This is a genomic window from Tsukamurella sp. PLM1, assembly GCF_023168325.1.
Lineage (GTDB): Bacteria > Actinomycetota > Actinomycetes > Mycobacteriales > Mycobacteriaceae > Tsukamurella.
This window is the reverse complement of sequence record NZ_AP025688.1, coordinates 4,181,039-4,203,788: the sequence shown is the minus strand read 5'-3', so window position 1 is coordinate 4,203,788 and position 22,750 is coordinate 4,181,039. Positions and strand designations below refer to the sequence as shown.

25 protein-coding genes, 1 tRNA gene and 1 pseudogene are annotated in these 22,750 nt (G+C 70.5%); 14 read left to right on the top strand and 13 right to left on the bottom strand.

Annotation, left to right across the window (positions count from 1 at the left end; genetic code table 11):
- Nucleotides 1-140: 140 nt before the first annotated feature.
- The 7 genes from MTP03_RS21640 (at nt 141) to MTP03_RS21610 (ending at nt 5,796) form a co-directional block, all read left to right on the top strand.
- Complete coding sequence (locus MTP03_RS21640) at nt 141-356, top strand: helix-turn-helix transcriptional regulator (RefSeq protein WP_248489912.1); 216 nt, start codon at nt 141-143, stop codon at nt 354-356.
- Nucleotides 346-870, top strand: a complete 525-nt coding sequence (locus MTP03_RS21635) for a hypothetical protein (RefSeq protein WP_248489911.1) — start codon at nt 346-348, stop codon at nt 868-870. The genes MTP03_RS21640 and MTP03_RS21635 overlap by 11 nt, the downstream gene beginning before the upstream one ends.
- Nucleotides 867-1,304 (top strand): GtrA family protein, encoded by a 438-nt coding sequence (locus MTP03_RS21630; protein WP_305852774.1) that lies wholly within the window; start codon nt 867-869, stop codon nt 1,302-1,304. Before MTP03_RS21635 ends, MTP03_RS21630 begins: the two co-directional genes overlap by 4 nt.
- The gene (locus tag MTP03_RS21625; RefSeq protein WP_248489910.1) at nt 1,304-2,584 is read left to right on the top strand and encodes a hypothetical protein; all 1,281 of its coding nucleotides are present in this window, start codon (nt 1,304-1,306) and stop codon (nt 2,582-2,584) included. The genes MTP03_RS21630 and MTP03_RS21625 overlap by 1 nt, the downstream gene beginning before the upstream one ends.
- Complete coding sequence (locus MTP03_RS21620; RefSeq protein WP_248489909.1) at nt 2,548-2,937, top strand: hypothetical protein; 390 nt, start codon at nt 2,548-2,550, stop codon at nt 2,935-2,937. Before MTP03_RS21625 ends, MTP03_RS21620 begins: the two co-directional genes overlap by 37 nt.
- Before the next feature lie 182 nt (nt 2,938-3,119).
- The gene (locus MTP03_RS21615; protein WP_248489908.1) at nt 3,120-4,589 is read left to right on the top strand and encodes an FAD/NAD(P)-binding protein; all 1,470 of its coding nucleotides are present in this window, start codon (nt 3,120-3,122) and stop codon (nt 4,587-4,589) included.
- Nucleotides 4,582-5,796 (top strand): MFS transporter, encoded by a 1,215-nt coding sequence (locus MTP03_RS21610; protein ID WP_248489907.1) that lies wholly within the window; start codon nt 4,582-4,584, stop codon nt 5,794-5,796. The genes MTP03_RS21615 and MTP03_RS21610 overlap by 8 nt, the downstream gene beginning before the upstream one ends.
- A 25-nt stretch (nt 5,797-5,821) precedes the next feature.
- On the opposite strand, the gene MTP03_RS21605 is transcribed toward MTP03_RS21610, so the two are convergent.
- The 5 genes from MTP03_RS21605 to MTP03_RS21585 form a co-directional block, all read right to left on the bottom strand.
- A complete protein-coding gene (locus tag MTP03_RS21605; protein ID WP_248489906.1) occupies nt 5,822-7,462 on the bottom strand; it encodes an acyl-CoA synthetase in 1,641 nt (546 codons plus the stop codon).
- 64 nt (nt 7,463-7,526) lie between these two features.
- On the bottom strand, nt 7,527-8,474 hold the full coding sequence (locus MTP03_RS21600) for a glycosyltransferase (protein WP_248489905.1): 948 nt from the start codon (nt 8,472-8,474) through the stop codon (nt 7,527-7,529).
- Entirely contained in the window at nt 8,467-9,261 is a 795-nt protein-coding gene (locus MTP03_RS21595; RefSeq protein WP_248489904.1) for an ABC transporter ATP-binding protein, read from the bottom strand. The genes MTP03_RS21600 and MTP03_RS21595 overlap by 8 nt, the downstream gene beginning before the upstream one ends.
- A gap of 1 nt (nt 9,262) precedes the next feature.
- Nucleotides 9,263-10,120 carry an ABC transporter permease gene (locus MTP03_RS21590; protein ID WP_248489903.1) on the bottom strand — a complete coding sequence of 286 codons (858 nt, stop codon included), beginning with the start codon at nt 10,118-10,120 and terminating at the stop codon, nt 9,263-9,265.
- A gap of 101 nt (nt 10,121-10,221) precedes the next feature.
- Nucleotides 10,222-10,764, bottom strand: a complete 543-nt coding sequence (locus tag MTP03_RS21585; RefSeq protein ID WP_371820824.1) for a bacterial proteasome activator family protein — start codon at nt 10,762-10,764, stop codon at nt 10,222-10,224.
- A gap of 94 nt (nt 10,765-10,858) precedes the next feature.
- Between MTP03_RS21585 and MTP03_RS21580 the strand changes: the two genes are divergently transcribed.
- Nucleotides 10,859-12,091 carry a cysteine desulfurase-like protein gene (locus MTP03_RS21580; protein ID WP_248492324.1) on the top strand — a complete coding sequence of 411 codons (1,233 nt, stop codon included), beginning with the start codon at nt 10,859-10,861 and terminating at the stop codon, nt 12,089-12,091.
- A gap of 3 nt (nt 12,092-12,094) precedes the next feature.
- Entirely contained in the window at nt 12,095-12,775 is a 681-nt protein-coding gene (locus MTP03_RS21575) for a LysE family transporter (protein ID WP_248489902.1), read from the top strand.
- A 3-nt stretch (nt 12,776-12,778) separates the two neighbouring features.
- Here MTP03_RS21575 and MTP03_RS21570 read toward each other — a convergent pair whose 3' ends face one another.
- Genes MTP03_RS21570 through MTP03_RS21560 form a run of 3 tightly spaced genes read right to left on the bottom strand, consistent with a single transcriptional unit; the run spans nt 12,779 to nt 15,512 of the window.
- Entirely contained in the window at nt 12,779-13,561 is a 783-nt protein-coding gene (locus MTP03_RS21570; protein WP_248489901.1) for a hypothetical protein, read from the bottom strand.
- Entirely contained in the window at nt 13,558-14,553 is a 996-nt protein-coding gene (locus tag MTP03_RS21565; RefSeq protein ID WP_248489900.1) for a hypothetical protein, read from the bottom strand. The genes MTP03_RS21570 and MTP03_RS21565 overlap by 4 nt, the downstream gene beginning before the upstream one ends.
- On the bottom strand, nt 14,550-15,512 hold the full coding sequence (locus MTP03_RS21560) for an NAD(P)H-quinone oxidoreductase (RefSeq protein ID WP_248489899.1): 963 nt from the start codon (nt 15,510-15,512) through the stop codon (nt 14,550-14,552). Before MTP03_RS21560 ends, MTP03_RS21565 begins: the two co-directional genes overlap by 4 nt.
- A gap of 78 nt (nt 15,513-15,590) precedes the next feature.
- Between MTP03_RS21560 and MTP03_RS21555 the strand changes: the two genes are divergently transcribed.
- The 3 genes from MTP03_RS21555 to MTP03_RS21545 all read left to right on the top strand — a co-directional run bounded on the left by MTP03_RS21555 (nt 15,591) and on the right by MTP03_RS21545 (nt 16,392).
- Nucleotides 15,591-15,675: transfer RNA gene (locus tag MTP03_RS21555), tRNA-Ser, on the top strand.
- A gap of 191 nt (nt 15,676-15,866) precedes the next feature.
- Nucleotides 15,867-16,163, top strand: coding sequence for a hypothetical protein (locus MTP03_RS21550; RefSeq protein WP_248489898.1), 297 nt, complete (start codon nt 15,867-15,869; stop codon nt 16,161-16,163).
- A 31-nt stretch (nt 16,164-16,194) separates the two neighbouring features.
- Nucleotides 16,195-16,392: a hypothetical protein gene (locus MTP03_RS21545; RefSeq protein WP_248489897.1), complete on the top strand. Its 198-nt coding sequence runs from the start codon at nt 16,195-16,197 to the stop codon at nt 16,390-16,392.
- A 79-nt stretch (nt 16,393-16,471) separates the two neighbouring features.
- Here the strand turns inward: MTP03_RS21545 and MTP03_RS21540 are convergent, their stop codons facing one another.
- Nucleotides 16,472-17,416: an acyl-ACP desaturase gene (locus tag MTP03_RS21540; protein ID WP_248489896.1), complete on the bottom strand. Its 945-nt coding sequence runs from the start codon at nt 17,414-17,416 to the stop codon at nt 16,472-16,474.
- Nucleotides 17,417-17,611: 195 nt separating this feature from the next.
- Here MTP03_RS21540 and MTP03_RS21535 point away from each other — a divergent pair, with 195 nt between their 5' ends.
- On the top strand, nt 17,612-18,259 hold the full coding sequence (locus MTP03_RS21535; RefSeq protein ID WP_248489895.1) for a response regulator transcription factor: 648 nt from the start codon (nt 17,612-17,614) through the stop codon (nt 18,257-18,259).
- Nucleotides 18,260-18,264: 5 nt separating this feature from the next.
- Here MTP03_RS21535 and MTP03_RS21530 read toward each other — a convergent pair whose 3' ends face one another.
- Nucleotides 18,265-18,513: a hypothetical protein gene (locus tag MTP03_RS21530; RefSeq protein WP_126195774.1), complete on the bottom strand. Its 249-nt coding sequence runs from the start codon at nt 18,511-18,513 to the stop codon at nt 18,265-18,267.
- An 83-nt stretch (nt 18,514-18,596) separates the two neighbouring features.
- On the opposite strand from MTP03_RS21530, the gene MTP03_RS21525 reads away from it, so the two are divergent.
- Nucleotides 18,597-19,763 carry a GAF domain-containing sensor histidine kinase gene (locus tag MTP03_RS21525; RefSeq protein WP_248489894.1) on the top strand — a complete coding sequence of 389 codons (1,167 nt, stop codon included), beginning with the start codon at nt 18,597-18,599 and terminating at the stop codon, nt 19,761-19,763.
- Between the two features lie 37 nt (nt 19,764-19,800).
- Here MTP03_RS21525 and ctaD read toward each other — a convergent pair.
- The 3 genes and pseudogenes from ctaD to MTP03_RS21510 form a co-directional block, all read right to left on the bottom strand.
- A pseudogene (gene ctaD / locus MTP03_RS21520) lies at nt 19,801-21,514 on the bottom strand (cytochrome c oxidase subunit I).
- Between the two features lie 68 nt (nt 21,515-21,582).
- Nucleotides 21,583-21,996 carry a pyridoxamine 5'-phosphate oxidase family protein gene (locus tag MTP03_RS21515; protein ID WP_248489893.1) on the bottom strand — a complete coding sequence of 138 codons (414 nt, stop codon included), beginning with the start codon at nt 21,994-21,996 and terminating at the stop codon, nt 21,583-21,585.
- 336 nt (nt 21,997-22,332) lie between these two features.
- Complete coding sequence (locus MTP03_RS21510; protein ID WP_248489892.1) at nt 22,333-22,449, bottom strand: helix-turn-helix domain-containing protein; 117 nt, start codon at nt 22,447-22,449, stop codon at nt 22,333-22,335.
- Nucleotides 22,450-22,750: the final 301 nt, after the last annotated feature.

The following is a 22,750-nucleotide window of genomic DNA, read 5'->3' as shown; positions in this document are numbered from 1 at the left end:
CTTCCGGTCCCGACGGTGCCGTGTCAATTATCTGCCCGTAATCGGGCAGGAATGAGACCAAATCGGGCGACGCCGACTGTAGAACCGGCGAAAGACAAGTATTCTTGACGTTAAATGTCAAGAATGCTTGACTTGACGACGTGGAGGACGAGAACCCGGTCCGGGCGCGGCGACGCGCCCGGCGCATCACCCAGGCCGAGCTGGCCGCCGCCGTCGGCGTGAGTCGGCAGACGGTGGTGTCGGTCGAGAAGGGCGACTACGCGCCCAGTGTGTACCTCGCGCTGAAGGTGGCGCGGGCACTGGAATCCACCGTCGAAGAGCTGTTTCCCCTGAAGGAGGACGATCATGTCGGCTGAGAGTCGCGTCGAGGACTTCATTCTCGCCCCGTCGGACCCCGCCTGGGGCGACGAGCGGAACCGCGAGGAGTACTACCGGGCGATGTCGGTGGGCTACTACTGGGCCGGGCCCGCTGCGCTCGTGGCCTCCCTGATCGCGGCGGCGGAGGGCGCCCGGATCACCGCGATGGCCGTGCTCCTGCTGCTGCTCGCGACGCAGCTCGCCGCCTACCGGTATTGCAGCAGGCACAACGTGCCGCTCGCGTCCATCACCCGTGCCTTCCTGACCCCGAAGCGCAAAGCCGTGATGGCGGCGCTCCTGATCCCGTACCTCGCGGTGTGGTGCGCGCTCCAACTCGACCGCGACCCGAGCACGCTCGTGGGCGCCGCGGTCGGGGGCTGGTGGGCGCCGGCGTCGTCGGCGGCGCCGCTCTCCTGGCCGCCCGGACCGAGCGCCGCCGCGAGGCCGCTGCCGCGGACGATGACGACGTATTCGAATGACGAACGATCTCTCAAGTACGCTGTGACCTCGTGACCACCTCCGAAGCCGCAGATCGGGAACACCTCGATCTCAAGACGCAGCTGATCCGGTTCGTGCTGACCGGCGGCTTCTCGGCGGTTGTGGACTTCGGAACCCTGCTGGTCCTCACCAAGGCCTTCGGAGTTGACGAGGCACTGGCCAAGACCATCGGCTTCATTCTCGGCACCACCACCGCGTACCTGCTCAACCGCCGGTGGACCTTCCGGGCCGAGCCGTCCACCAAACGGCTGATCGCGGTGTGGGCCCTCTACATCACGATGTACGGCGTCCAGCTGGGCCTGTACATGGCGTTCTACACGCTGTTCCCGCCGCCCGAGGACGGCCTCGGCAGCTACCTCAATCGCCTCTTCGCCTTCGTGATCGCCCAGGGCACCGCGACGGTCGTCAACTTCATCGTCCAGCGCACGGTGATCTTCAAGCTGATGTGATGGCCCTGGCAACTCGGCCGCAGGTGCGCCGGGTCCGGACCGGGCACTGGCCGCGGCCGACTCTGCTCGTGCCCTGGGTCTTCGGGATCGCCGGATTCCTCCTGTCGCTGTGGCACGGCGGGCGGCCGTCCGTCTGGTTCGACGAGCTGGCCACCGTCTCGGCGATCGACCGCTCCCCGGGCGAGCTCTGGCACCTGCTGACGAACATCGACGCCGTGCACGGCCTCTACTACTGGGCGGTGCGCACGTTCTCCCTCGTGTTCGGGCTCGACGCGGGCGCTCTGCGGGCCTTCTCCGCGCTCGGGGCCGGTGTCGCGGTCGCGGCGTGCCACGCGCTCGCCCGTCGCCTCGGGGGCGAGAACTTCGCCCTGGTCGCGGGCGTGATCGCGCTGATCCTGCCGCGGCTCACGTGGTCCGGCGTCGAGGCCCGCTCCTACTCCTGGGTGATCGCGAGCGCGGCGCTGGTCCTGATCGCCGCGCATCGCGCCGTCATGTCCGGCGACGGCGCCGGCCGCCGCCCGTGGGTCGGGTACGGGGGCGCCCTGTTCCTCGCGACGGTGCTGTTCCTCTACTCCGCGACCCTGGCCTTCGCGGTAGCGGCCGTGGTCGCGGGGAGCGCCGCCGGCTGCCGGCGCGCGCAGTTGCGCCGCGTCGGGATCTCGTCCGCCGCGGCGATCGCCCTCGCCGGCCCCGTCGCGATCCTCGCCGCCACGCAGCGCGATCAGGTGTCGTGGCTGCGCTGGCCGGGCTGGCGGATCTTCCAGAACGTGCTGGTGGACCAGTGGTTCGACCACTCCTACCTGTTCGCTGCGGCGGCCTGGATCGTGCTCGCCGCGGCCGCGCTGCTGTGGTGGCGCGGCGCACCGTCGAACCCGGAGGCCGTGCGGTGGGGCCTGGCCGGGGCACTGGTCCCGCTCGTGGTGATCCTGCTGGTCTCGCCAATCGTGCCCTCGTACGTGGGGCGGTACGTGAGCTTCACCGTTCCGGGCCTGGTCCTGGTGCTCGCGGCCGCGGTGTCGACGGTGGCGCGGCTCCTGCCGCGCCCCCGGGTGGCGGGAGCGGCGGTCCTGACGGTGCTCGTCGTGGCTGCGATCCCGGGGTACCTGTGGCAGCACAGCCCGCTGTCGAAGCCCGGGGGAGCGATTTCAGCTACGCGGCGCGGTACATCCACGACCACGCGCGGCCGGGCGACTGCGTGTTCTTCCAGGTGCAGCCGAGCTGGGCGTGGCCGTCGTTGCAGATCGTGTTCGACGGTCTCCCGAACGAGTTCCGCGGCGTGAAGGACATGGGGAACGACGGAGATCGGCGCACCGAGGGGCGCCTGTGGGACAAGGAGCGGGGCGTCAACCAGTGGGCCTCGTGGGCCGCGGACAACTGCACCGCCGCTTGGGTGCTCGCGGACGCGGATCGCGCGGACGACGACTTTCGCCAGGAGAACGGGAACCTCTGGTGGACGTTCCGGCAGTTCCAGTTCATGGGCACCGATATGCAGGTGTCGCTCGACTACGGCGGCCTCGCGGTGGTGCACCAGGAGCAGTTCCACGTGCTACAGGTGGTGCACCTGGTACAGCCCCCGCCCGCCGAGGGGCCGGATCCGCAGCCGATGCCGCGTACGCGGCATTCCCACTGGTGAACGGGGCGGCGCAGTTCGTTAGGCGTATATACGAAATTACCGGTCATGTCCAGCCTTGTCCGATGTGACGTATCCACCATTGCCCCGCGGTGCAACGCTTCGCGACCATCGTTACGCGTAAGTAACGAGCGAGGGAGAGATGTCGTGGTGTCAGTCGGGATCGTCGGAGGGGTGCCGCGGCCGTGAGCCTGCTGCGGCAGCTTCCGGTGAGCGACGATCTGTCCGTCTCCGTCTACGCCGACCGGGTCATCGGACCGGGCCGGGCGTATGCGGAGGAGTCCGATTCCGCGCTGCTCAACCGGCAGGCGTTCGCGATGTCCATCTCCGCGGAGGAGCCCGACGAGTTCGTCGATTGGTGCCGGATGAACGAGCCGGAGCTCCTCGTCGACGGCGGGCACAGTTTCGTGCCGCGCTGGGCGTACGGCCGGTACCTGCGCCAATCCACCCAGGCCCGGGCGCTCGACTTCGGTGACTCGCTCACCAGGATCACCGGCCGGGTCACCGACGCGGCGCGCGAAGGCGACGTCTGGCGGCTCGTGGTGCAGCGCCCGGGGCACGCGCCCGAGACCCACCGGCACGACGTCGTCGTGCTCGCACTCGGCTCGAGTCCGCCGGCCGACCCGTACCGACTCGAGGGGACCGAACGCTACACCCAGGACCCGTATCCCGTGGACGGATGGCTGCCGAGCGTCCTCGCCGGAAACACGGCCGCGGTCATCGGCACCGGCCTGAGCGCCATCGACGTGGCCCTGGCCGTGCGCGCCCGGAACTGGGCGGGGCGGCTGCTCATGGCCTCGAGGCAGGGCGTGCTGCCCGACGTGCGCAGCGACCTCGAGCCGATGGACTTCGACCCCGACGTTGGCGCCCTCATCCGCCGGGTGCGGCTCAAGCACGGCGGCCTCGAGTGGGAGGACGTCACGAACATCGTCGACTACCTGGCGGTGGGCGAGGGGCTGCGGCGGTCCGAGGTCCGCGCCGCGTTCCGGGCGATCTCCGAGCCGGCCGGCGCGCGGCTCGCCGGCTTCTCCGGCCGACCTGCGTCGATCGCGCCCGAGGTGCAGCGCCTCGTGATCTGCGTGGCCCAGTACTACGCGAACGACCTGTGGTCGGCGATGACCCGATCCGCCCGGTCCGCGATGGTCGCGACCGCGCACGTGCCGTTCCAGGCGCTGGCGAACCCGCTGCCCGCGCGGAGCGCTCAGGTGCTCGGGGACATGGTGGTCGACGGTGCGCTGACCGTGCGGCACGGCGTCCGGGACGTGGCACCGTCGGCGACCGGGCTGGTGGTCAGCAGTGCCGTCGGCGACGAGGCGGTCGAGTACGTGGTGAACGCGACTCGCACCCCCGCAGGCGCCCCGTCGGGGGCGGCGGCGAGCCTGGTGTCCTCGCTCGTCTACGCCGGGACGGCGCGGCGCAACCCGTACGGCGGGCTGCGCGTGAACGTCGATGACAACGCGATCATCGGGCGCGACGGCGCGTCGGTGCCGGGGCTGTACGCGCTCGGCGAGATCGCCTCCGGCGACCTGTACTACATCAGCAGCATCGCCAAGATCCGCCGGCGGGCCCGCGCGGTGGCGCGGTCGATCGCCGAGCAGGTGGGACCCGTGCCCGTGCCGGTCCCGGCGGCTCCGGTGGCGGTGTCCGGTGGCTGAGACGAGCGCGGTCGCGGAGCCGCGGGAGGCTGCGACGGTGCGCGAACCCGGCCGGTGGACCACGGTGATGCTGCTGGTCGCGGTGACAGCGCCGCAGCTGGGCCTGAGCCTGCTCAATCCATCGACGCCGCAGATGGCCCTGGACCTGCACACGAGCGTGGCTGCGGTGCAGCTCACGCTGTCGTGCTACATGGCCGGGTACGCGGTGTCGATGTTCGCGGCCGGCGTGCTGGCGGACCGGTTCGACGCCCGGACACTGCAGGCGCTGGGCCTGCTCCTGTTCGCCCTGGGCGGGCTGGTGGCGGCGTCGGCGCCGAACGTCGCCGTGCTCGGGGCGGCGCGGTTCGTGCAGGCAGTCGGCGGTACGTCTGCGACGGTGCTGTGCCGCTTGGTGATCCAGCGGAGGTACCCGGCGGACGCCCGGATGCACCTGCTGACCTCGCTGTCGATCGTGATCGCCGCGACGCCCGCACTGTCGCCGTTCCTGGGTTCGGCGCTGGTGCAGGTGGCGCCGTGGCGCGGGCTGTTCGTGGGGCTCGCCGCAGTGGGAGTCGTTCTCGCCCTGGCGTTCCTGCAGTTGGTGCCGCGTGCCAGGCCGGCGGTGCCGGTGCCGCCCACACCGCGAGCGGTGGGCCGTGGCATCGCGGAGGCCTTGTCGCGCCGCGGGTTCCATCGCCATGCGGTGGTGATCTCACTGGCGTGGATGGGCTACTTCCTGTTCATCGAGCAGTCCGCCTTCATCCTGCAGGGCCTGTACGGGGCCACCGAGATCCAGTACGGGCTGCTGTTGATCGTCCCGGCCCTGGGGTACATCGCGGGGAGCATGCTGATCCGGCGGTCGGCGTCCGCGCGCACCGCCGTGCGGCTCGGCGCCGCGGGCTCGGCGGTCGGCGCGGTCGCGCTGGTGGCACTCGCAGCGGCCGGCGCGCCCACGGCCGCAGTCGTGGTCGTCCCGCTCGCGATCGGTTTCCTCGGCGTCGGTGCTGCGATCCCGTTCGCGCAGAACGGATTGCTGGAGCTGGACCTGCAGGCGCAGGGCGTGGGCGCGGGGTTGTTCTTCTTCATCCAGATGGCGGCCGGCGCCGCGTACTCCGTGGTGATCGAGGCCCTGCACCTGCGGTCCGCGCTCTCCACGTCCATCGCCATCGGCCTGCCCCTGCTCGCCCTCGCCACGATCATCTGGGCGACCACGCGCAAGCGGCGGTGAGCCGCCTCATCGGCGGCTCCCGTCCTCAGTCCTTCGGGAGCTCGCGCTTGACCATCTTGCCGGTGGGGTTGCGCGGCAGGCGGTCGAGGTAGACCACGTCGCGCGGCACCTTGAAGCGGGCCAGGTTCGCCCGGACGAAGTCCTTGAGCTCCTTGGTCAGCTCCTCGACCGCATCGTCCGCGGGCGCACCGCCCTCGAGCACCACGAAGGCGCGCAGGCGCTGTCCGAACTCGGGGTCGGGCACGCCGATCACGGCCGCCTCGACCACGTCGTCGCGGGTCACCAGCAGGTTCTCCACCTCGAGCGGGTACACGTTCTCGCCGCCGGAGACGATCATGTCGTCGTCGCGGCCGTCGATGTGCAGCAGGCCGTGCTCGTCCCAATGGCCCATGTCGCCGGAGGAGAGGTGGCCGTCGATGATCTGCTTCGTGCGGCCGTCGCTGTAGCCCTCGAACGGCGCGCCGGCGCGCACGAACACGCGACCGCGCTTGCCGACGCCCTCGACCAGGCGGTCGTTCTCGTCGTACAGGCGGACCGTCGTGAGGACCGGGGGCCGCCCGACGGTGCCGGGCGCGGCCCGGAGGTTCTTCGGGGTGGCGACGGTGGCGACGGCGACCTCGGTGGAGCCGTACACGTTGTAGAGCACGTCGCCGAAGACGTCCTGGAACTTCTCCGACAGCTCGGGCGAGACGGCGGAACCGGCCACCACCACGGCGCGCAGCGAACGGGTGTCGTACTTCGCGAGCGTCTCGGCGGGCAGGCTCAGCATGCGGGTCAGCATGGTCGGGACGGCCACCAGCATGTCGGCCTTGTTGTCGGCGATCAGCTTGAGCGTGTTCTCGGGGTCGAAGCGGCGCATCGTCACGGTGGTGCACCCCACGGACATGCCCGCCGACCACATGGCGAAACCGGTCGAATGGAAGATCGGCGAGGCGATCACGATCGTGCCGCGGCGGCGGAACGGGATCCGGTCCACGAGCATCGCGGTGGCGAGCGAGGGCACTTTGCTGCGGGTGGCGCCCTTGGGCAGGCCGGTGGTGCCGGAGGTGAGGATGATGAAGCCGCCCTGCTGGGCAGGCGGCGGCACGCGGCTCGCGTCGCGGCCGGCGCCGAGCTCCTCGATGGTGACCGCGCCCTCGGGCACCGCGTCGGCATCGTCGACCCAGGTGAGGTACCGGGGCATCTCCTCGGGCAGGGCGTCGAGCAGTGCCGTGAACTCGCCGTCGTGGAAGACCGCCTGTACCTTCTCGCGTTCGCAGACCTCCGCGAACTGGGGCTTGGCGAAGCCGGTGTTCATCATGGCCAGACGCAGACCGGCGCGCGCGGCGGCGCTGATCACGAGCATCAGCCCGCGGTGGTCCCGCGCGAGCACCGCGATCACGTCGCCCGCTTTGAGGCCGGAGGCGCGCAGGCCGCGGGCCAGGGCGTTCGACTGCGCCTCGTACTGGGCGTAGGTCAGCGTTCCGCGCTCGTCGACGATCGCGACCCGGTCGGGGCTCTCCGCCGCGCCCTTGATCACGAGCGCGGCCTGGGGGCCGTACTTGCGGTTGTAGCCGAGCGCGCGGAGCGCGACGTCGGGGCGGGCGGGATCCACCACACGGCGCTGCAGCATGCGCAGGAGGGCGTGCCCCTGCGGGAGGAGATCGGAGACCGGGCTCGTGTCCATGACGACGATGATAGGCCCAGCGCCCCGAGTCTGTTGAGGGGGTCTCAATAAGGCGCGCGCGAGGTCAGGGGCGGGTGAACCGCTCGTCCCGGCCGAGCTTGCGCAGGTGCAGCCATTCGCGGAAGCCGGCCACGTCCCGCCGCTGGATCAGGAAGAACCAGCCGAACCGCGCCCACTCCTGCGGGATCAGCCGCCGCATGCCCGGTTGGGACTGCAGATAGCCGCGGTTGCGGTAGGTGAAGAAGCGTTTGGTCTCGTTGTCCGGGTACTGCGTGTGCATGCGCCCACCGAGGATGGGCCGGAACTCGTCGGCGCCGTTCGGGTGCAGGTACGCGGCGGTCAGACAGGTGCCGAACGGCAGGCCGGAGCGCACCAGTCGCCGGTGGATCTCCACCTCGTCGCCGCGGATGAACAGCCGCAGGTCCGGCACGCCCACGGCCGCCACGGTGTCCTTGCGGAACAGCGCGCCGTTGAACAACGAGGCGATCCCCATCAGCACGTCGTCCGACGGTGCGCCGGGGTCGATCAGTTCGGAGCGCTTCCGCCGCCACACCAGACCGCGGCGCAGCGGGAATGCGAGCGTCTCCGGGTCGTCGATGGTCGCCACCACGGGCGAGACCTCGGCGAGGCCGTGACGTTCGGCGGCCTCGAGCAGCGTAGCGAGCACCTGCGGCCCCTCCGGGCGGCCGTCGTCGTCGGCGAGCCAGATCCAGTCGGCGCCGAGCGCGAGGGCGTGCAGCATGCCGAGGGCGAAGCCGCCGGCGCCGCCCAGGTTGAACTGCGACGGCAGGTAGGTGGCGGCCACGGGTTGCGACTCGACCAGCGCGCGCACCTCGTCCTGGGCGGCGTTGTCGACCACGATCAGGTGGTCGACGGGGCGCTTCTGAGAGCTGAGTACGTCGAGCGACTTCGCGAGCAGCTCCGCGCGGTCGTGCGTGACGACGACGGCGACGATGCGGTCACCGTCGGTCCCGGAGACGGGATCGGGCGTACCGGGCCGGGGGTCAGCCATCCTCGCGCTCCAGCTTGTCCATGACCTTGCGGACCTGGGCGCCGGCGTCGGGGCCCTCGTAGGCCGTGACGACCTCCTCGATCCCGCCCTCCTGCCGGATCTCGCCGTGGTCGATCCACATGGCGCGGTCGCAGAGCTGGGCGAGGAACTCGTTGGAGTGGGAGGCGAACACGAGGATGCCGGATCGCTCCACCAGCGCGGCGAGCCGCTTGCGGGCCTTGCGCATGAACTCGGCGTCGACGGCGCCGATGCCCTCGTCGAGGAGCAGGATCTCGGGGTCGATCGACGTGACCACACCCAGGGCGATACGTACCCGCATGCCGGTCGAGTAGGTGCGCAGCGGCATCGACAGGTAGTCGCCGAGCTCGGTGAACTCCGCGATCTCGTCGGCCTTGCGCAGCATCGACTTGCGGGTCTGCCCCAGGAACAGGCCGCGGATGATGATGTTCTCCATGCCGGAGATCTCGGGGTCCATGCCGACGCCGAGGTCGAAGACCGGGGCCACGCGGCCCTTCACCAGCGCCGAGCCGCGGGTGGGCTCGTAGATCCCGGCCAGCAGGCGCAGCAGCGTCGATTTGCCGGCGCCGTTGTGACCCACGAGGCCCACGCGGTCGCCCTCGCTGAGGTTCATGGTGATGTTGCGGAGCGCCTCGACCACGACCACGTTGTCGTCGGCCATCACCTTGCCGCCGGCGGAGCCGATGACCGCGCGCTTGAGGGAGCGCGATTTGGCGTCGAACACCGGGAAGTCGACGCAGGCGTCCTGCGTCCGAATGGAAACGCTCATCTCACACCCAATACGCGACTCGGGAACGGAACTGCTTCATCAGCACCAGGGTCAGCCCCAGGCCGACGATCGTGCACCCGATCACCACGTACCAGTGCTGTGGGTCGAAGGGCTTGCCGGTGAGGGGCCCGCGCACCATCTCCAGGTAGTGGTACAGCGGGTTCAGCTTCACCAGCTGCGCGCGCTCGCTGTTGCCGCCGGGCACGGTGTCCAGCGTCCACACCACGGGGGTGATGTAGAACAGCAGCTGCGTCAGGGCCGTGAGCAGCGGCGCGATGTCGCGGAATCGGGTGGCCAGGATGCCGAAGAACATCGAGACCCACACGCCGGTGATCGCCAGCATGGCGACCCCGGGGATCAGACTCAGTTGCGTCCACGACCACTGCTTCGGCGGGAAGATCGCCAGCACGACCACCACGATGATCATGTTGTGGGCGAGGAACAGCATGTGCCGCCACACCAGCCGGTAGACGTGCACCGACAGGGGCGCGGGCAGCTGTTTGATGAGGCCCTCGTTGGCGATGAACACCTCGGCACCGTCGATGATCGAGCTCTGGATGAACGCCCACAGCACGAAGCCGACGGTGAGCTGCGGCAGCAGCGTCTTCACGTCGGCGCCGAGCAGCACCGACCACAGCAGCGCGAGGGCGCTGGCGGTGACGCCGGTGGCGATGGTGATCCAGAAGGGGCCGATCACCGACCGGCGGTAGCGCTGCTTGATGTCCTGCCAGCCCAGCTCCAGCCAGAGCTCGCGGTGGAAGGTCGCGCCGTCCACCAGGTCCTTGATCGCGCGTCCGAACGTGCGCGAGTCCGAGACGAGGGGTGCCGGCTGGGCGGCGTGGGGGCTATCGACGGGCACGGTAGGCCAGGGTACTCGTCCCGACGGTGCTCCCGGCGCACGTCGTGCGCGCGGCGCACCGTCGTGGATCGCGCGAACGTGCGGAGGGCCCGAGGCGCCCGTCACAGGTACTGGCCGTGGCCGGTCTGCGCCTCCGGGCCGGGGGTCATCCCCGGCGGGAGGGCGCCCTGGCGCATCTGCTCGAGCTGGGCCCGGGCGGCCATCTGCTGCGCGAACAATGCGGTTTGAATGCCGTGGAACAGGCCCTCGAGCCAGCCGACGAGCTGTGCCTGGGCGATGCGCAACTCCGCGTCGGAGGGGGTCGACTCGTCGGTGAACGGCAGCGCGAGGCGTTCCAGCTCGGCCTGCAGGTCGGGGGAGAGACCGTCCTCGAGCTCCTTGATCGACGTGCGGTGGATGTCCTTGAGCCGGGCGCGACTGGCCTCGTCGAGAGGCGCGGCGCGCACCTCCTCCAGGAGCTGCTTGATCATCGTTCCGATCCGCATGACCTTCGCGGGCTGCTCGACCATGGTGTGCAGCTCCTCGTCGGCACCGTCGGCCCCGCCCGGCCCGGAGGCCCCCGACACGGCACCGGCGGGGGCCCCTGGGACGGTTCCCGAACCGGCCCCGGCCGGGATGATCTCCACCTCGTTGCGATCGTTCATAACATCATTCTGGCAGTTCGATTCGGGCGGGCCATGAGGTTGTGGGCGGGTCGGTGTAATCTGCGTGCCAGTGAACACGTTCTCAGGGACCCAGGTGGAACCCGGGCGGGCCTCCACGTCGGTTGCGGTATCCGCATTCGACGTTGCCCGCGTCCGGGGGCTCTACCCTGCCCTGGGCGACGGCTGGATCCATTTCGATCCGCAGGCCGGGGCGCAGATCCCCGGTGCCGTCTCGTCGGCCGTGGCGAACGCCTTCCGAGGCTTCGTGAGCAATCCCGCCGGGGTCTACGCGGGGGCGGCGCACACCCGCGGGATCGTCCAGGCGGCGCGGATCGCGGTGGCCGATCTGGTGAACGGCAAGCCCGAGGGCGTGGTGCTGGGGCCGAGCCGTGAGCAGCTGCTGGACGGCCTCGCGGAGTCGCTGAGCGCGCGCCTGGGGCTCGGGTCCGAGATCGTGCTGTGCCGTCTCGACGACGATGCCAACCAGGCGCCGTGGCTCCGCGTGGCGGACCGCGGCGGTGGCCGCGTCCGGTGGGCCGAGGCCGATATCGAGACCGGCGAGGTGCCCGAATGGCAGTTCGCCGAGCTGGTGAGCCCGGCCACGAAGGTCGTAGCTGTCACGCTCGCGTCGTCGATCATCGGCACGGTGATCGACGTGGCGCAGGCCGCGCAGGCCGCGCGCAGCGTGGGCGCGTTGCTGGTGGTCGACGCGACGAACGCAGCCCCGTACGAGCTGCTCGACATCGAGCGCCTCGGCGCCGACGTGCTGGTGGTGAGCGCCAACCGATGGGGCGGGCCGCAGGTGGCGGCCATGGCGTTCCGCGACCCGTCGGTGTTCGGCCGGCTGCGCCCGATCAACCTGGACCGCACCGCGGTGGGGCCCGAGCGGCTCGAGCTCGGCGAGCACCAGTACGCCATGCTCGCTGGCCTGATCGCGTCGATCGACCACCTCGCGGGGCTCGATGAGTCGTCCGTGGGCACCCGCCGCGACCGGCTGGAGCAGTCGATGTTCGGCCTGCGTCAGTACCAGCAGAGGCTGCTGTTCTACTTGCTCAATTCGCTGGCCTCGGCGCCGCAGGTGGCCATCATCGGTCGGGCCGAGCGTCGCGTGCCGACGGTGTCCTTCACGCTGCCCGGCGTGCCGGCCGCGAAGGCCGCCAAGCGCCTCGCCGACAACGGCGTGTGCGCCCTGTCGAACGTGCCGAGCCGCTACTTCGCCGGCCTCGGCGTGCCCGAGTACGGTGGCGCGGTCACCGTCGGGCTGGGGCCGTACTCGACTCCGTACGACGTGGACCAGCTGGTCCGCGCGCTCGCCTCCCTGGGATAGTCGGTGGACCCGGCGGCCCTTGCCGGTGCGTTCGGCACGGGAATCGCCGCGGGGCTGGGTGCCGTCCTCCCGCTGGGCGCCATCGGGATCATGCTGCTGCACGAGGGCGCCTCGCGCGGCTGGCGGCGCGGCGTCCCCGCCGCCGCAGGGGTGGGCACCGCCGATCTGCTGTTCGCCGTCCTCGCCCTCGCGGCCGGGTCGGTGCTCGCGCCGCTCGTCGCGCAGTGGGGGAGGTGGCCGGCCGCCGTCGGCGGGGTGCTGCTGCTGGTGGTGGCGTTCCTGATGGTGCGCAAGGCCGTCCGGGTGCCGTCGATCGGGCCCGACGGTTCCGCCGCCGAGGCCGACGGTGCCGTGGGCCCGAGGCTCGACGGGGCCGTGCGTGGCGGCGCGGGGTGGGGCCGGTTCGCGATGTTCTTCGGGCTGACGGCGGTGAATCCGTTCCCGCTGGTCTACTTCGGCGCGATCGCGGTGGGACTGGGGGACGGGCTGCACCGACCGCCGGTGGCGACCGCGTTCGCGGTCGGCGTGGGTCTGGCGTCGCTCGGGTGGAACCTGGTGCTGGTGGGTCTGGGCGCGGTGCTGCGCGCGCGATCCACCGCGCGGGTGCAGCGGCTGGTGACCGCGGCCGGCGGTGCGATCGTCGCGGTGTTCGGTGCGGTGGTGCTGGTGGCGGCGTTCGTGTGAGTGTCAGTCCGCGCGCAGCATCGTCTCGACCCCGGGCTTGAGCAGGTCGGAGATCCTGTTCCACGGCACAGTGACCGGAACGTAGTCGCCGATCACGTGGGGCACGGATACGTAGATCTCGAGGCCCGCGGGGGTGGGGAGCCAATCGTCTGCGAGCGCATCGCTCGAGAGCCGTTGATGCGTCAGCCGTCCCGTGATGTCGAGTTCGGGCAGGAGCGTGCGCAGCCGTTCCAGCGCCGTGGCCCGGTCGCGGTAGAGGTCGTCGACGGTGACGGGTTGTGCTGTGCGCGTATCGATCACGACAGTGCCCAGGCTCAGGTTCGGGTGTGCGCCGCCGCCGTCCCAGTAGAGGACGACGCGCCCGGCCACCGCGCCGGACCCGATGCGCGTGACGCCGCTGCGGTAACCGCCGTCGAGTCCGCCATCGTTGACGACGGCCGCGCCGGTCAGGGTCCGGATGCCGGCCACGGACGCCTGCATGGCGGCGTTGAAGCGTGCAGTGACGGCGGCGTCGCCGCCGCGTACCTGCGGCGTCGTGATCACGCGGCCGGGCTGCGTCGTCGGCGTCGTGATCGCCGTCGCGGTGTACCCGTGCGCCGCCGTGGCGAGGGGTGCGGCGGGAACCGGGCTGCGGTAGGGGCTGGAGGCCTCCGCGCCCTGCTTCGCCGACGTCGGTGTCGCAGACGACGCGGTTGGAGCGCCAGTGCTGTTCGGGCCGGCGGCATTGGTGGCATCGCAGCCGGCCAGGAGAAGCAGTGCAGCGGCGGTGGCGATCCGCGTCCTCACTGCAGCCCCTCGATCGCTGTGCGGTACTCCTCGGACTCGTAGAACGGGGTGAGGCGGCGGCGCAGGAGGTCCTCGATCACGCCGCGCTCGTCCAGGGTGGCGAGCACGGGCGGCCCGAATCGTAGGGCCTCCTCGATCATGTCCTCTCGACCCACGCCCAACTCGGCGAGCAGCTCGAAGAGCGAGGCGTCGCCGTACTTGTCGAAGACGTGGTCGATGCCCTCGTCGATGAGCGAGCGGAGGTAGTCGGTATCGCGGAAGCCTCGCCAGAACTCGAAGATCAGCACCACGATGTCTTCGATGTCGGCGTCGGTGACCACGCCGCGGAACTCGGCGACCGAACGGGCACGGTTCTGCCGCCAGAAGTCCCGGATCGCGTCGGCGAGGGTCTCGTCCCCATCGTCGGCGGCCCACCGCAGAGCCAGCCGCACGCCGCGTCGCGTGGCCTCGTCGGCACGCTGGCCCAGGGCGGGGAGCGCGGGCGAGGCGGCGCGCCGGATCGCTCCGAAGACGGTGCGCGTCACCGCGTTCCGGGCCAACACGCGAGTGGCGTCGTCGGCGGCGTTGGTGGCCGCGGCGTGCAGGACGGAGGCCACCGCATCCTCCGTGATCGCGCTCTCGGACAGTAGCGTGAGCACCCGGGAGGTGAGGTCCATCTCGGTGACGGTGGTCAGGAGCTTCTCGAAGCTGTGGTTGTCGACCACCTCGTCGAGCCGGGTGGCGGTGTTCACCGAATGTGCGTGCAGGCGTCCGGCGATTTCGCCGACCAGCTCGGGGATCGCGCCCTCCACCGGCACCTGCACCGCGTACTTGGCGGCGACGGCCTTGATCATCGCGGGCGTGACGGCCTCCGCGAGGGTCAGTTCCGACGCCACCGCCAGCGCGTGATCCACCTCGTCGATCACGAGGGAGTGGAAGGCGGTGTCGCGCAGCTGCGCTCGGGCGAACGCCACCTGCGCGTCGAGCAGGCGCGCTCCGAGTTCGTCGATCATGGTGTCAGGAGCACCTTTCCGACCGAGTCGGCCGAGTTCAGTAGGTCCTGCGCGGCGGCGGCCTCGGCGAGCGGCAGGCGCGTCGAGACGACGGGGCGGACCGCGCCGGCGGCGACGAGCGGCCAGACGTTCTCGCGGACGCCCGCCACCACCTCGGCCTTGCTGTGCGGCCCCGTCGCCGGACGGTTCCGCAGGTTGGTGGCGCTGACCCGCCCCCGCTTGCCCAGCAGCGTGGCGATGTTGAGCGTGCCCTCGACGCCGCCCTGCATCCCGATGATCACCAGGCGGCCGAGCGTGGCCAGCGCCCGCACGTTGCCGGGCAGGTACTTCGCGCCCATGATGTCGAGGATCACGTCGACGCGGTTCTCCAGCACCTCCGCGTAGTCCTGCTCGCGGTAGTTGATCACGATGTCGGCGCCCAGCTCGCGGCATCGCTCCGCCTTGAACTCCGAGCCCACGGTGACGGCCACCGTGGCGCCGAGCGCCTTGGCCAGCTGGATGCCGTGCGTGCCGATGCCGCTGCCGCCGCCGTGGATCAGCAGGGTCTCACCGGGCTGTAGGCCGGCCTCGGTGACGATGTTGGAGTACACGGTGCACGCGACCTCCGGCAGCGCCGCCGCGTCGATCAGGCTGACGCCCGCGGGAACCGGAAGGCATTGTGCGGCAGGCGCGATCGCGTACTCGGCGTAGCCTCCGCCGGCCATCAGCGCGCAGACCTCGTCGCCCGGCTCGAGCTCGACGCCCGGCCCCACCGCGTCGACGGTGCCCGACACCTCCAGCCCCATGATCGGGCTCGCGCCCGCCGGCGGCGGATAGAGGCCCTGGCGCTGCATCAGGTCCGCCCGGTTCACCGCCGCCGCGGCGACCTTGATCCGCACCTCACCCGGACCGGGCTCGGGCGTGGGCAGATCGATCACCTGCAGGTCCTTGGTGGTTTCATCGACTCCGATGGCCCTCATGGTTCCAGGGTGGCACACCCACGGGTTCGACGGTGCGCGGCGGTCGTCCCGCGCGGATTCCGGTACGATTCCGCGCAGGGAAGTGTGGCAGAGCGGCCGAATGCACTCGCCTTGAAAGCGAGCGTGGGTGAAACCACCGGGGGTTCAAATCCCTCCACTTCCGCAGGTGGGAGGGGGTTTCGTCGCCGGAGACGGCGCCGGGACCCCGAAATCTGCCACAGTTTGCCACTTTCGCCCCGGCTCCCCGACTACATCACGCGCGTCGAAGGCGCTCGTGGACCGCGCTACGAGGCGCGGATCAACGCGTCCCTCCCCGGCGGCAAGCGGCTGCAGCACCGGCGCCGGCTCGCGAACGTGGACGCCGCGAAGGACAGGCATGCGAAGACGACGTCGGAACTCGCGGCCGGGACCCACACCGCTCCCAGCGACCTGACAGTGAATGAGGCGGTCGAAGCCTGGCTCACTGCGAAGGCTGCGCGGACGAAGCTGAGCACGGCTGCCGCGGACAAGTTCTCCTTTGCACCCGTGGTCGCCGTATACGGGGACACGAAGGTGCGGAGGATCAGCAAGGCGAAGGTCGAGCGGCTTGTCATCGACCTCCGTACCGGCTGCATGCGGAGGGAGTCGTCGCTCGGAACGTGGCATCGGTAGAGCGCTGCGCAAGCCGCGTGGCGAGCCCGCGATGAAGGTCGACGACAGTCTCTCGGAGGCTGAGGTGGAGCTGCTGGTGAAGGCTCACGGCGAGGGCACGGACAGCTACGCGCGACGGCGTGAACCGTTCGTCCACCTAGCGCTGCTCGGTCTTCGCCGGGGCGAACTCAGCGGGTTGCGATGGAGCGCAGTCGACCTCGGTGCGGACGTGCTCACGCCTGGGCTCTGACAGAGACCGCGGTGGCTCCGGTTGTCGGGTGGCAAGGGGATTCGATCGCTTTGGTTGTGCAGATCACCCGGCGGACCGGTCAGCCCGCGAGCCGCTCCCGGCGGCGGGCGTCGCGCTCACGCGCACGATCGCGGGCGGCCTCGAACTTCCGCGCGCGGACGTCCAGTTCGTCGACGAAGTCGCCGATCAGGTCGCGCATGCGCGCCGCCTCGCCGGTCAGGTCGGTGCGGTCGAGGAGCCGCCACGTGCGCAGCACCGGCACCACCACGACGTCGCGGTGCTGGCGCAGGTCGTAGATGCCGCTCTTGGCCATGAGGACGGCGTCGCGCCGGAAGTGCGGCAGCGCCGCACCGGGCATCTGGAAGTTGGTGAGCACGGCGTGGATCGCGGCCAGGGCCTGCGCAGGCGCGACCTCGATCGCAGCGCCGAGGATGTTGCGGTAGAAGAGCATGTGCAGGTTCTCGTCGGCCGCGACGCGGGCCAGCATCCGGTCGGCGACGGGATCATCGCAGACCGCGGCGGTGTTGCGGTGGCTGATCCGGGTCGCGAGCTCCTGGAAGGTCACGTAGCTCACCGACAGCAGCATCGAATTCATCCCGGGGGCGAAGCCGTGCTGCATCTGCGTCATCCGCAGGTCCTCGAGTTCGACGGGGTCCACGCCGCGGGTGACGGTGAGATAGTCGCGGAGCACGATCGAGTGCCTCGCCTCCTCCGCGGTCCAGCGGTGCACCCAGAAGCCCCACGCCCCGTCGAGGGTGAAGTTCTCGGCGATCTCGCGGTGGTAGCTCGGTAGGTTGTCCTCGGTGAGCAGGTTCATCACCAGCGCGGCCCGTGCGACCGGCGACAGCGCGGAGTCGTTCTCCTGGAAGTCCTCGCCGCCGAGCGCTGCGAAGTCGCGGCCGCGGCTCCATGGCACGTAGTCGTGCGGGTGCCAGTCGACCGCCTGCCGCAGGTGCCGGTCGACCTCCCGCTCGGCGGTCTCCGAGAGCTCGTACAGCAGTTCCAGGTCGGTCAGATCACTCATGGTTCCCAGCCTGGTCCGGCGCCGCCGGAACGGGCAGTGGCGATGGTCCCCGAGGGCGTCCCGCATCGGGGCCCGGCACTGCGTCACCCCTGGTGAGGACGTGCGTACCGGTGCGCCCGGGACGTATGTCCCGTCCTCGTCCGCCGACGGTCCGCCGAGGACGAACCCCGCCCCGGACGGGCCTACGCTGGGAGCATGTCCTCGGTATTCCTCGTCGACGACCACGAGATCGTCCGGCGCGGCCTGGCCGACCTCCTCGCCTCCGACGGCAGCCACGCCGTGGTGGGCGAGGCGTCGACGGTCCGCGAGGCCCTCGCCCGCATCCCCGCCGTGCGCCCGGACGTCGCGGTGGTCGACGTTCGCCTGCCCGACGGGTCGGGCATCGACCTCGTCCGCAACCTGCGCGAGCAGCTGCCCGATCTGCCCTGCCTCGTGCTCACCTCGTACTCGGACGACGAGGCCCTGCTCGACGCGATCACCGCAGGGGCGCAGGGCTACGTGCTCAAGCAGATCCGCGGCACCGAGCTGGTCTCCGCGATCCGCACCGTCGCGGCCGGCGGCTCGCTGCTGGACTCCGCGAGCACCGCCCGGGTGCTGCAGCGCATCCGCAGGGACCAGGCCGCGCCGCCGGCCCCGTCGGGCTTGACCGGGCAGGAGGAGGCTGTGCTGGAGCTGCTCGCCGAGGGGCTCACGAACAAGCAGATCGCGGAACGGATGTTCCTGGCGGAGAAGACCGTCCGCAACCACGTCACCGGCATCCTGGCCAAGCTCGGCGTGGAGAACCGGGTGCAGGCGGCGCTGCGCGCGGCGCAATGGCGCGAGGCCGGCGGGGCGCGCCGATGAGCGGCTCAGGCGAGCGCGGCGCGGGCCTGCCGCCACGCGTCGACGGCGGGCGTTCCGCGCTGCACGGCCCGCTCGGCGAGCAGGCGGCCGAGCAACCGGCACACCAGGTACTCCCAGTCCAGCTCATCGAGCGCAGCGGTCGTGCGCACCTCGTTCCAGCGGGCGAGCCGCCCGGTGTAGGCGGCCTCGGCGAGGTCCACGACGAGGGTGCGCACGTCGGACCGGTCCAGGGGGTCGATGTCGATTCCGTTCACGCCACCCAGCGTGGTCGCCGGAAGGCCTCCGCGCCAGGGACGTTCGTCCCGACGGTGCTCCCGCGTCGGCGGGGAGCGGTCCGGTGACGGCGGAGCACGGCGACGGCGCGGCGCGGCCCGACGCCGACCTGCAGGACATCCTCAGTGCGGTGATGGTCGTGGCGCAGGGCCTGGACCTGCCCGCGACGGTGCGCCGCATCGTCACGTCCGCGATGGCGCTGGTCGACGCGCGGTACGGCGCGGTGGGCGTGAGCAGCGACGACGGCTCGCTGCAGGAGTTCATCTACGTCGGCGTGGACGCGGAGACGGCGGCTCTGATCGGCGACCCGCCGTGCGGCCGTGGCCTGTTGGGGTATCTGCTCGAGGTGCAGCAGCCGGTCCGGATCGCGGAGCTCTCCGAGCACCCGTCCTCGGTCGGCTTCCCGCCGAACCATCCGCCGATGCACAGCTTCCTGGGCGCGCCGATCATGGTCGGCGGGAACCTGTTCGGATGCATCTACCTGGCGGAGAAGGCGGACGGTGTCGCGTTCACGGCCGGCGACGCGAAGGCCATCGAGATCTTCGCCGCCGCCACGGCGGTCGCCATCGACAACGCGCAGATGCACGCGGAGACCCTGCGCCAGCAGCAGCGCCTCGGCGAGCTGCAGGTGATCGAGGAGCGCGAACGGATCGGGCGGGACCTGCACGACCACGTGATCCAGCGGATCTTCGCCGCGGGCCTCGGGCTGCAGGTGGCGCGCTCCGCCGCGGCCGACGAGCCGGTGCGCGAGCGGCTCGACGCCGCGATCGGGGAGTTGGACCGCACGATCGCCGACATCCGCGCGACCATCTTCGAGCTGTCCACGGACGGGAGCGGGCTCCGCAGCCGCCTGGTGCGCGCGGTCCGCGCGGTCTCCCACGGCGGCGAGACGTCGGTCGACGTCGGTTTCTCCGGGCCGGTGGAGAGTGCGGTGGCCGACGACGGCCTCGCCCGCGACCTGGAGGCCGTCGTAACGGAGAGCGTGTCGAACGCGGTGCGCCACTCGGGCGGCACGCGGGTCGCCGTGACGGTGATCGCGAGCGGCGAGGCGGTCACCGTCGAGGTCACCGACAACGGCAAGGGCGTCCTCGACGGCGGTCGGCGCAGTGGCCTGCGGAACCTCGCCACCCGAGCGGCAATCCGCGGCGGCACCGTTGAGCTGATGCCCGCGAACGAGGACAAGGAGCGTCCCGGCACCATCGTTCGATGGTCCGTGCCGCGTGAGGCGTAAGTGTGGCACGTCTGAGCGGCAGAGAATTCCGCACGGTTCACGCTGTGTGCGCGGTGTGCTTCTCCGCCCGCATGCGCCCGACCATGTGCGGGTAGTGCAGCTCGAACGCGGGGCGCTCGGAGCGGATCCGGGGCAGCTCGGTGAAGTTGTGCCGCGGCGGCGGGCAGGTGGTGGCCCACTCGAGGCTGTTGCCGAAGCCCCACGGGTCGTCGACCGTGACGACCTCGCCGAAGCGGTAGCTCTTGAACACGTTCCACACGAAGGGCAGGACCGAGGCGCCCAGGACGAACGCGCCCACGGTCGAGATCCGGTTCAGGCTCGTGAAACCGTCGCTCGCCAGGTAGTCCGCGGACCGACGCGGCATGCCCTCGGCGCCCAGCCAGTGCTGTACGAGGAACGTGGCGTGGAAGCCGATGAAGGTGAGCCAGAAGTGCCAGCGCGCGAGCCGCTCGTTCAGCATGCGGCCCGTGGCCTTCGGGAACCAGAAGTAGATGCCCGCGAAGGCCGCGAAGACGATGGTGCCGAAGAGCGTGTAGTGGAAGTGGGCGACCACGAAGTACGTGTCGGACACCGCGAAGTCGAGCGGCGGCGACGCGAGCAGCACGCCGGTCAGGCCGCCGAAGAGGAAGGTCACGATGAAGCCGATCGAGAACAGCATCGGCGACTCGAAGGTCATGTTCCCCTTCCACATCGTGCCGATCCAGTTGAAGAACTTCACGCCCGTGGGCACCGCGATGAGGAAGGTCATGAAGCTGAAGAAGGGCAGCAGCACCGCGCCGGTGGCGTACATGTGGTGCGCCCACACCGCCATCGAGATCGCGGCGATCGCGAGCGTCGCCAGGACCAGGCCGCTGTAACCGAAGATCGGCTTGCGGCTGAACACCGGGAAGATCTCCGAGACGATGCCGAAGAACGGCAGGGCCAGCACGTACACCTCGGGGTGACCGAAGAACCAGAACAGGTGCTGCCACAGGAGCGTCCCGCCGTTCGCCGGATCGAAGAGGTGCGCACCGAACTGCCGATCCACCTCCAGCCCGACCAACGCGGACGCCAACAGCGGGAAGATCATCAGCGCGAGGACGCTCACCACGAACATGTTCCACGTGAAGATCGGCATCCGGAACATCGTCATCCCGGGCGCACGCAGGCAGAGCACGGTGGTCACCATGTTCACCGAGGCGAGGATCGTCCCGAGCCCGCCGACGGTCAGCCCCATCAACCACAGGTCGCCGCCGACGCCCGGACTGTGCGCGGCGTTGGACAGCGGGGTGTACGCGGTCCAGCCGAAGTCGGCCGCGCCGCCGGGGACCATGAAGCCCGCGGATGCGGTGAGGCCGCCGAACAGGTACAGCCAGTAGCCGACGGCGTTGAGCCGGGGAACGCGACATCGGGTGCGCCGATCTGCAGGGGCACGAGGTAGTTGGCGAAGCCGAACGCGATCGGGGTCGCGTACAGCAGGAGCATCACCGTGCCGTGCATGGTGAACAACTGGTTGAACTGCTCGGTGGAGAGGAACTGCAGTCCTGGCTCCGCGAGCTCGCCGCGCATGACCAGCGCCATGAGGCCGCCCACGAAGAAGAACAGCATCGAGGTGACGATGTACATCACGCCGATCGTCTTGTGATCCGTGGTGACCACGAGGTCCGGATCCATCCGCCGGCGGGCCTGCCTCGCGCGGGTTCGGGGCGCGCGGCGCGCAGCCGCCGCTCGGGTGCCACGTCCGTGGCGGTCGTCTCGGTTCTACCGTCCATGGATCGATCGTCGGCCGCGACGTGGCTCTCACGGGAGCGGCGGACGTCCCGACCGATGTCCCGGTGGTTCAGGACCAGGTGCGGCCGAAGCCGCGGGCGCTGACCCGCTCGGCGAGGACTTCCACGACCTCGTACTTGCCGTCGTCGATGAACGGCCGCAGGGACAGCGCGTCGGTCACCGACAGGGCGGATGAGTCCGTGCGCACCCGGGCGGGCCCGCGCACGATGACGCTCCAGGCCTGGTCGCCCCCGACCTCGTCCACCTCGAAGGTGACCTCGTGCGCCACGACGGCGGAGGCGAGCTTGCTGCCGGGGCCGGTCCGGAACAGGATGTTGCAGCCCTCTCCGAGGACGTAGTTCACGGGGAAGATCTCGGCGTCGCCGCCGAGTGCGATCACGATGCGCCCGACGTCCTTGCGGCGCAACAGCTCGGTCGCTTCCTCGCGATCGAGGACGGTGGTGCCGGAGGTGAATCGTTCCATGGCGCGCTCCTGGGGTCTGGGGTGGGAAGATGCCCGCCGCCCACTCTCACCCCGTCCGACGGCGGCCGCTAGGGACCTTCGTCGGGTCGCACGTCCCGACCTGACGGGGCACTCCAGTGGACGGTGCTCGTTGAGCACGCACTGGGGTTAGTGGTGCGTTGCTCTCGATCGCGATACCGGCGAGACGGTACCGCCGCTCGCGACCGGCAACGGCCACACGGCACGGGCCAGAAAACGTTGCAGGAGGGCTCGGCCATGGTCAGGCACCCGTAGTCCGTGCGGCGGCGATCAACCGGTCGAGTTCGGTGGCTTCGACCAGCGTGCGCCGGCCGAACTTCATACCGTCAGCTGACCGTTCTTCCGCATGCGGTACAGGTATTCACGCGAGACCCGGAGATGCTCCGCGGCCTCCTCCATAGTCAGCAAGGTCGACGTTGCGGTGTTCTCGGTCATGCGCCGATCGTCTCTTGAGCGTGGGACATGTTCCACTGAGACGGCTGAGGAGCCTTCGGCGTGTCGCGGTGCACTGTGCGACGATCGGGAGCACGTTCAGCCACAGGAGCACCCCGCTGTTCGGCCTGGGATCGCGCTCGAAACCTGCCACAGTTCTGCCACTATCCGGTCCTGTGGGAACGTGGGCGTGTGCTCCGAAGTGCACGTCAGGACACGTCGGTGAGATCAGCTACGATCAGGTTTACCCAGTTAGCGGTGACTTCAAAGCGAGCGTGGGTGAAACCACCGGGGGTTCAAATCC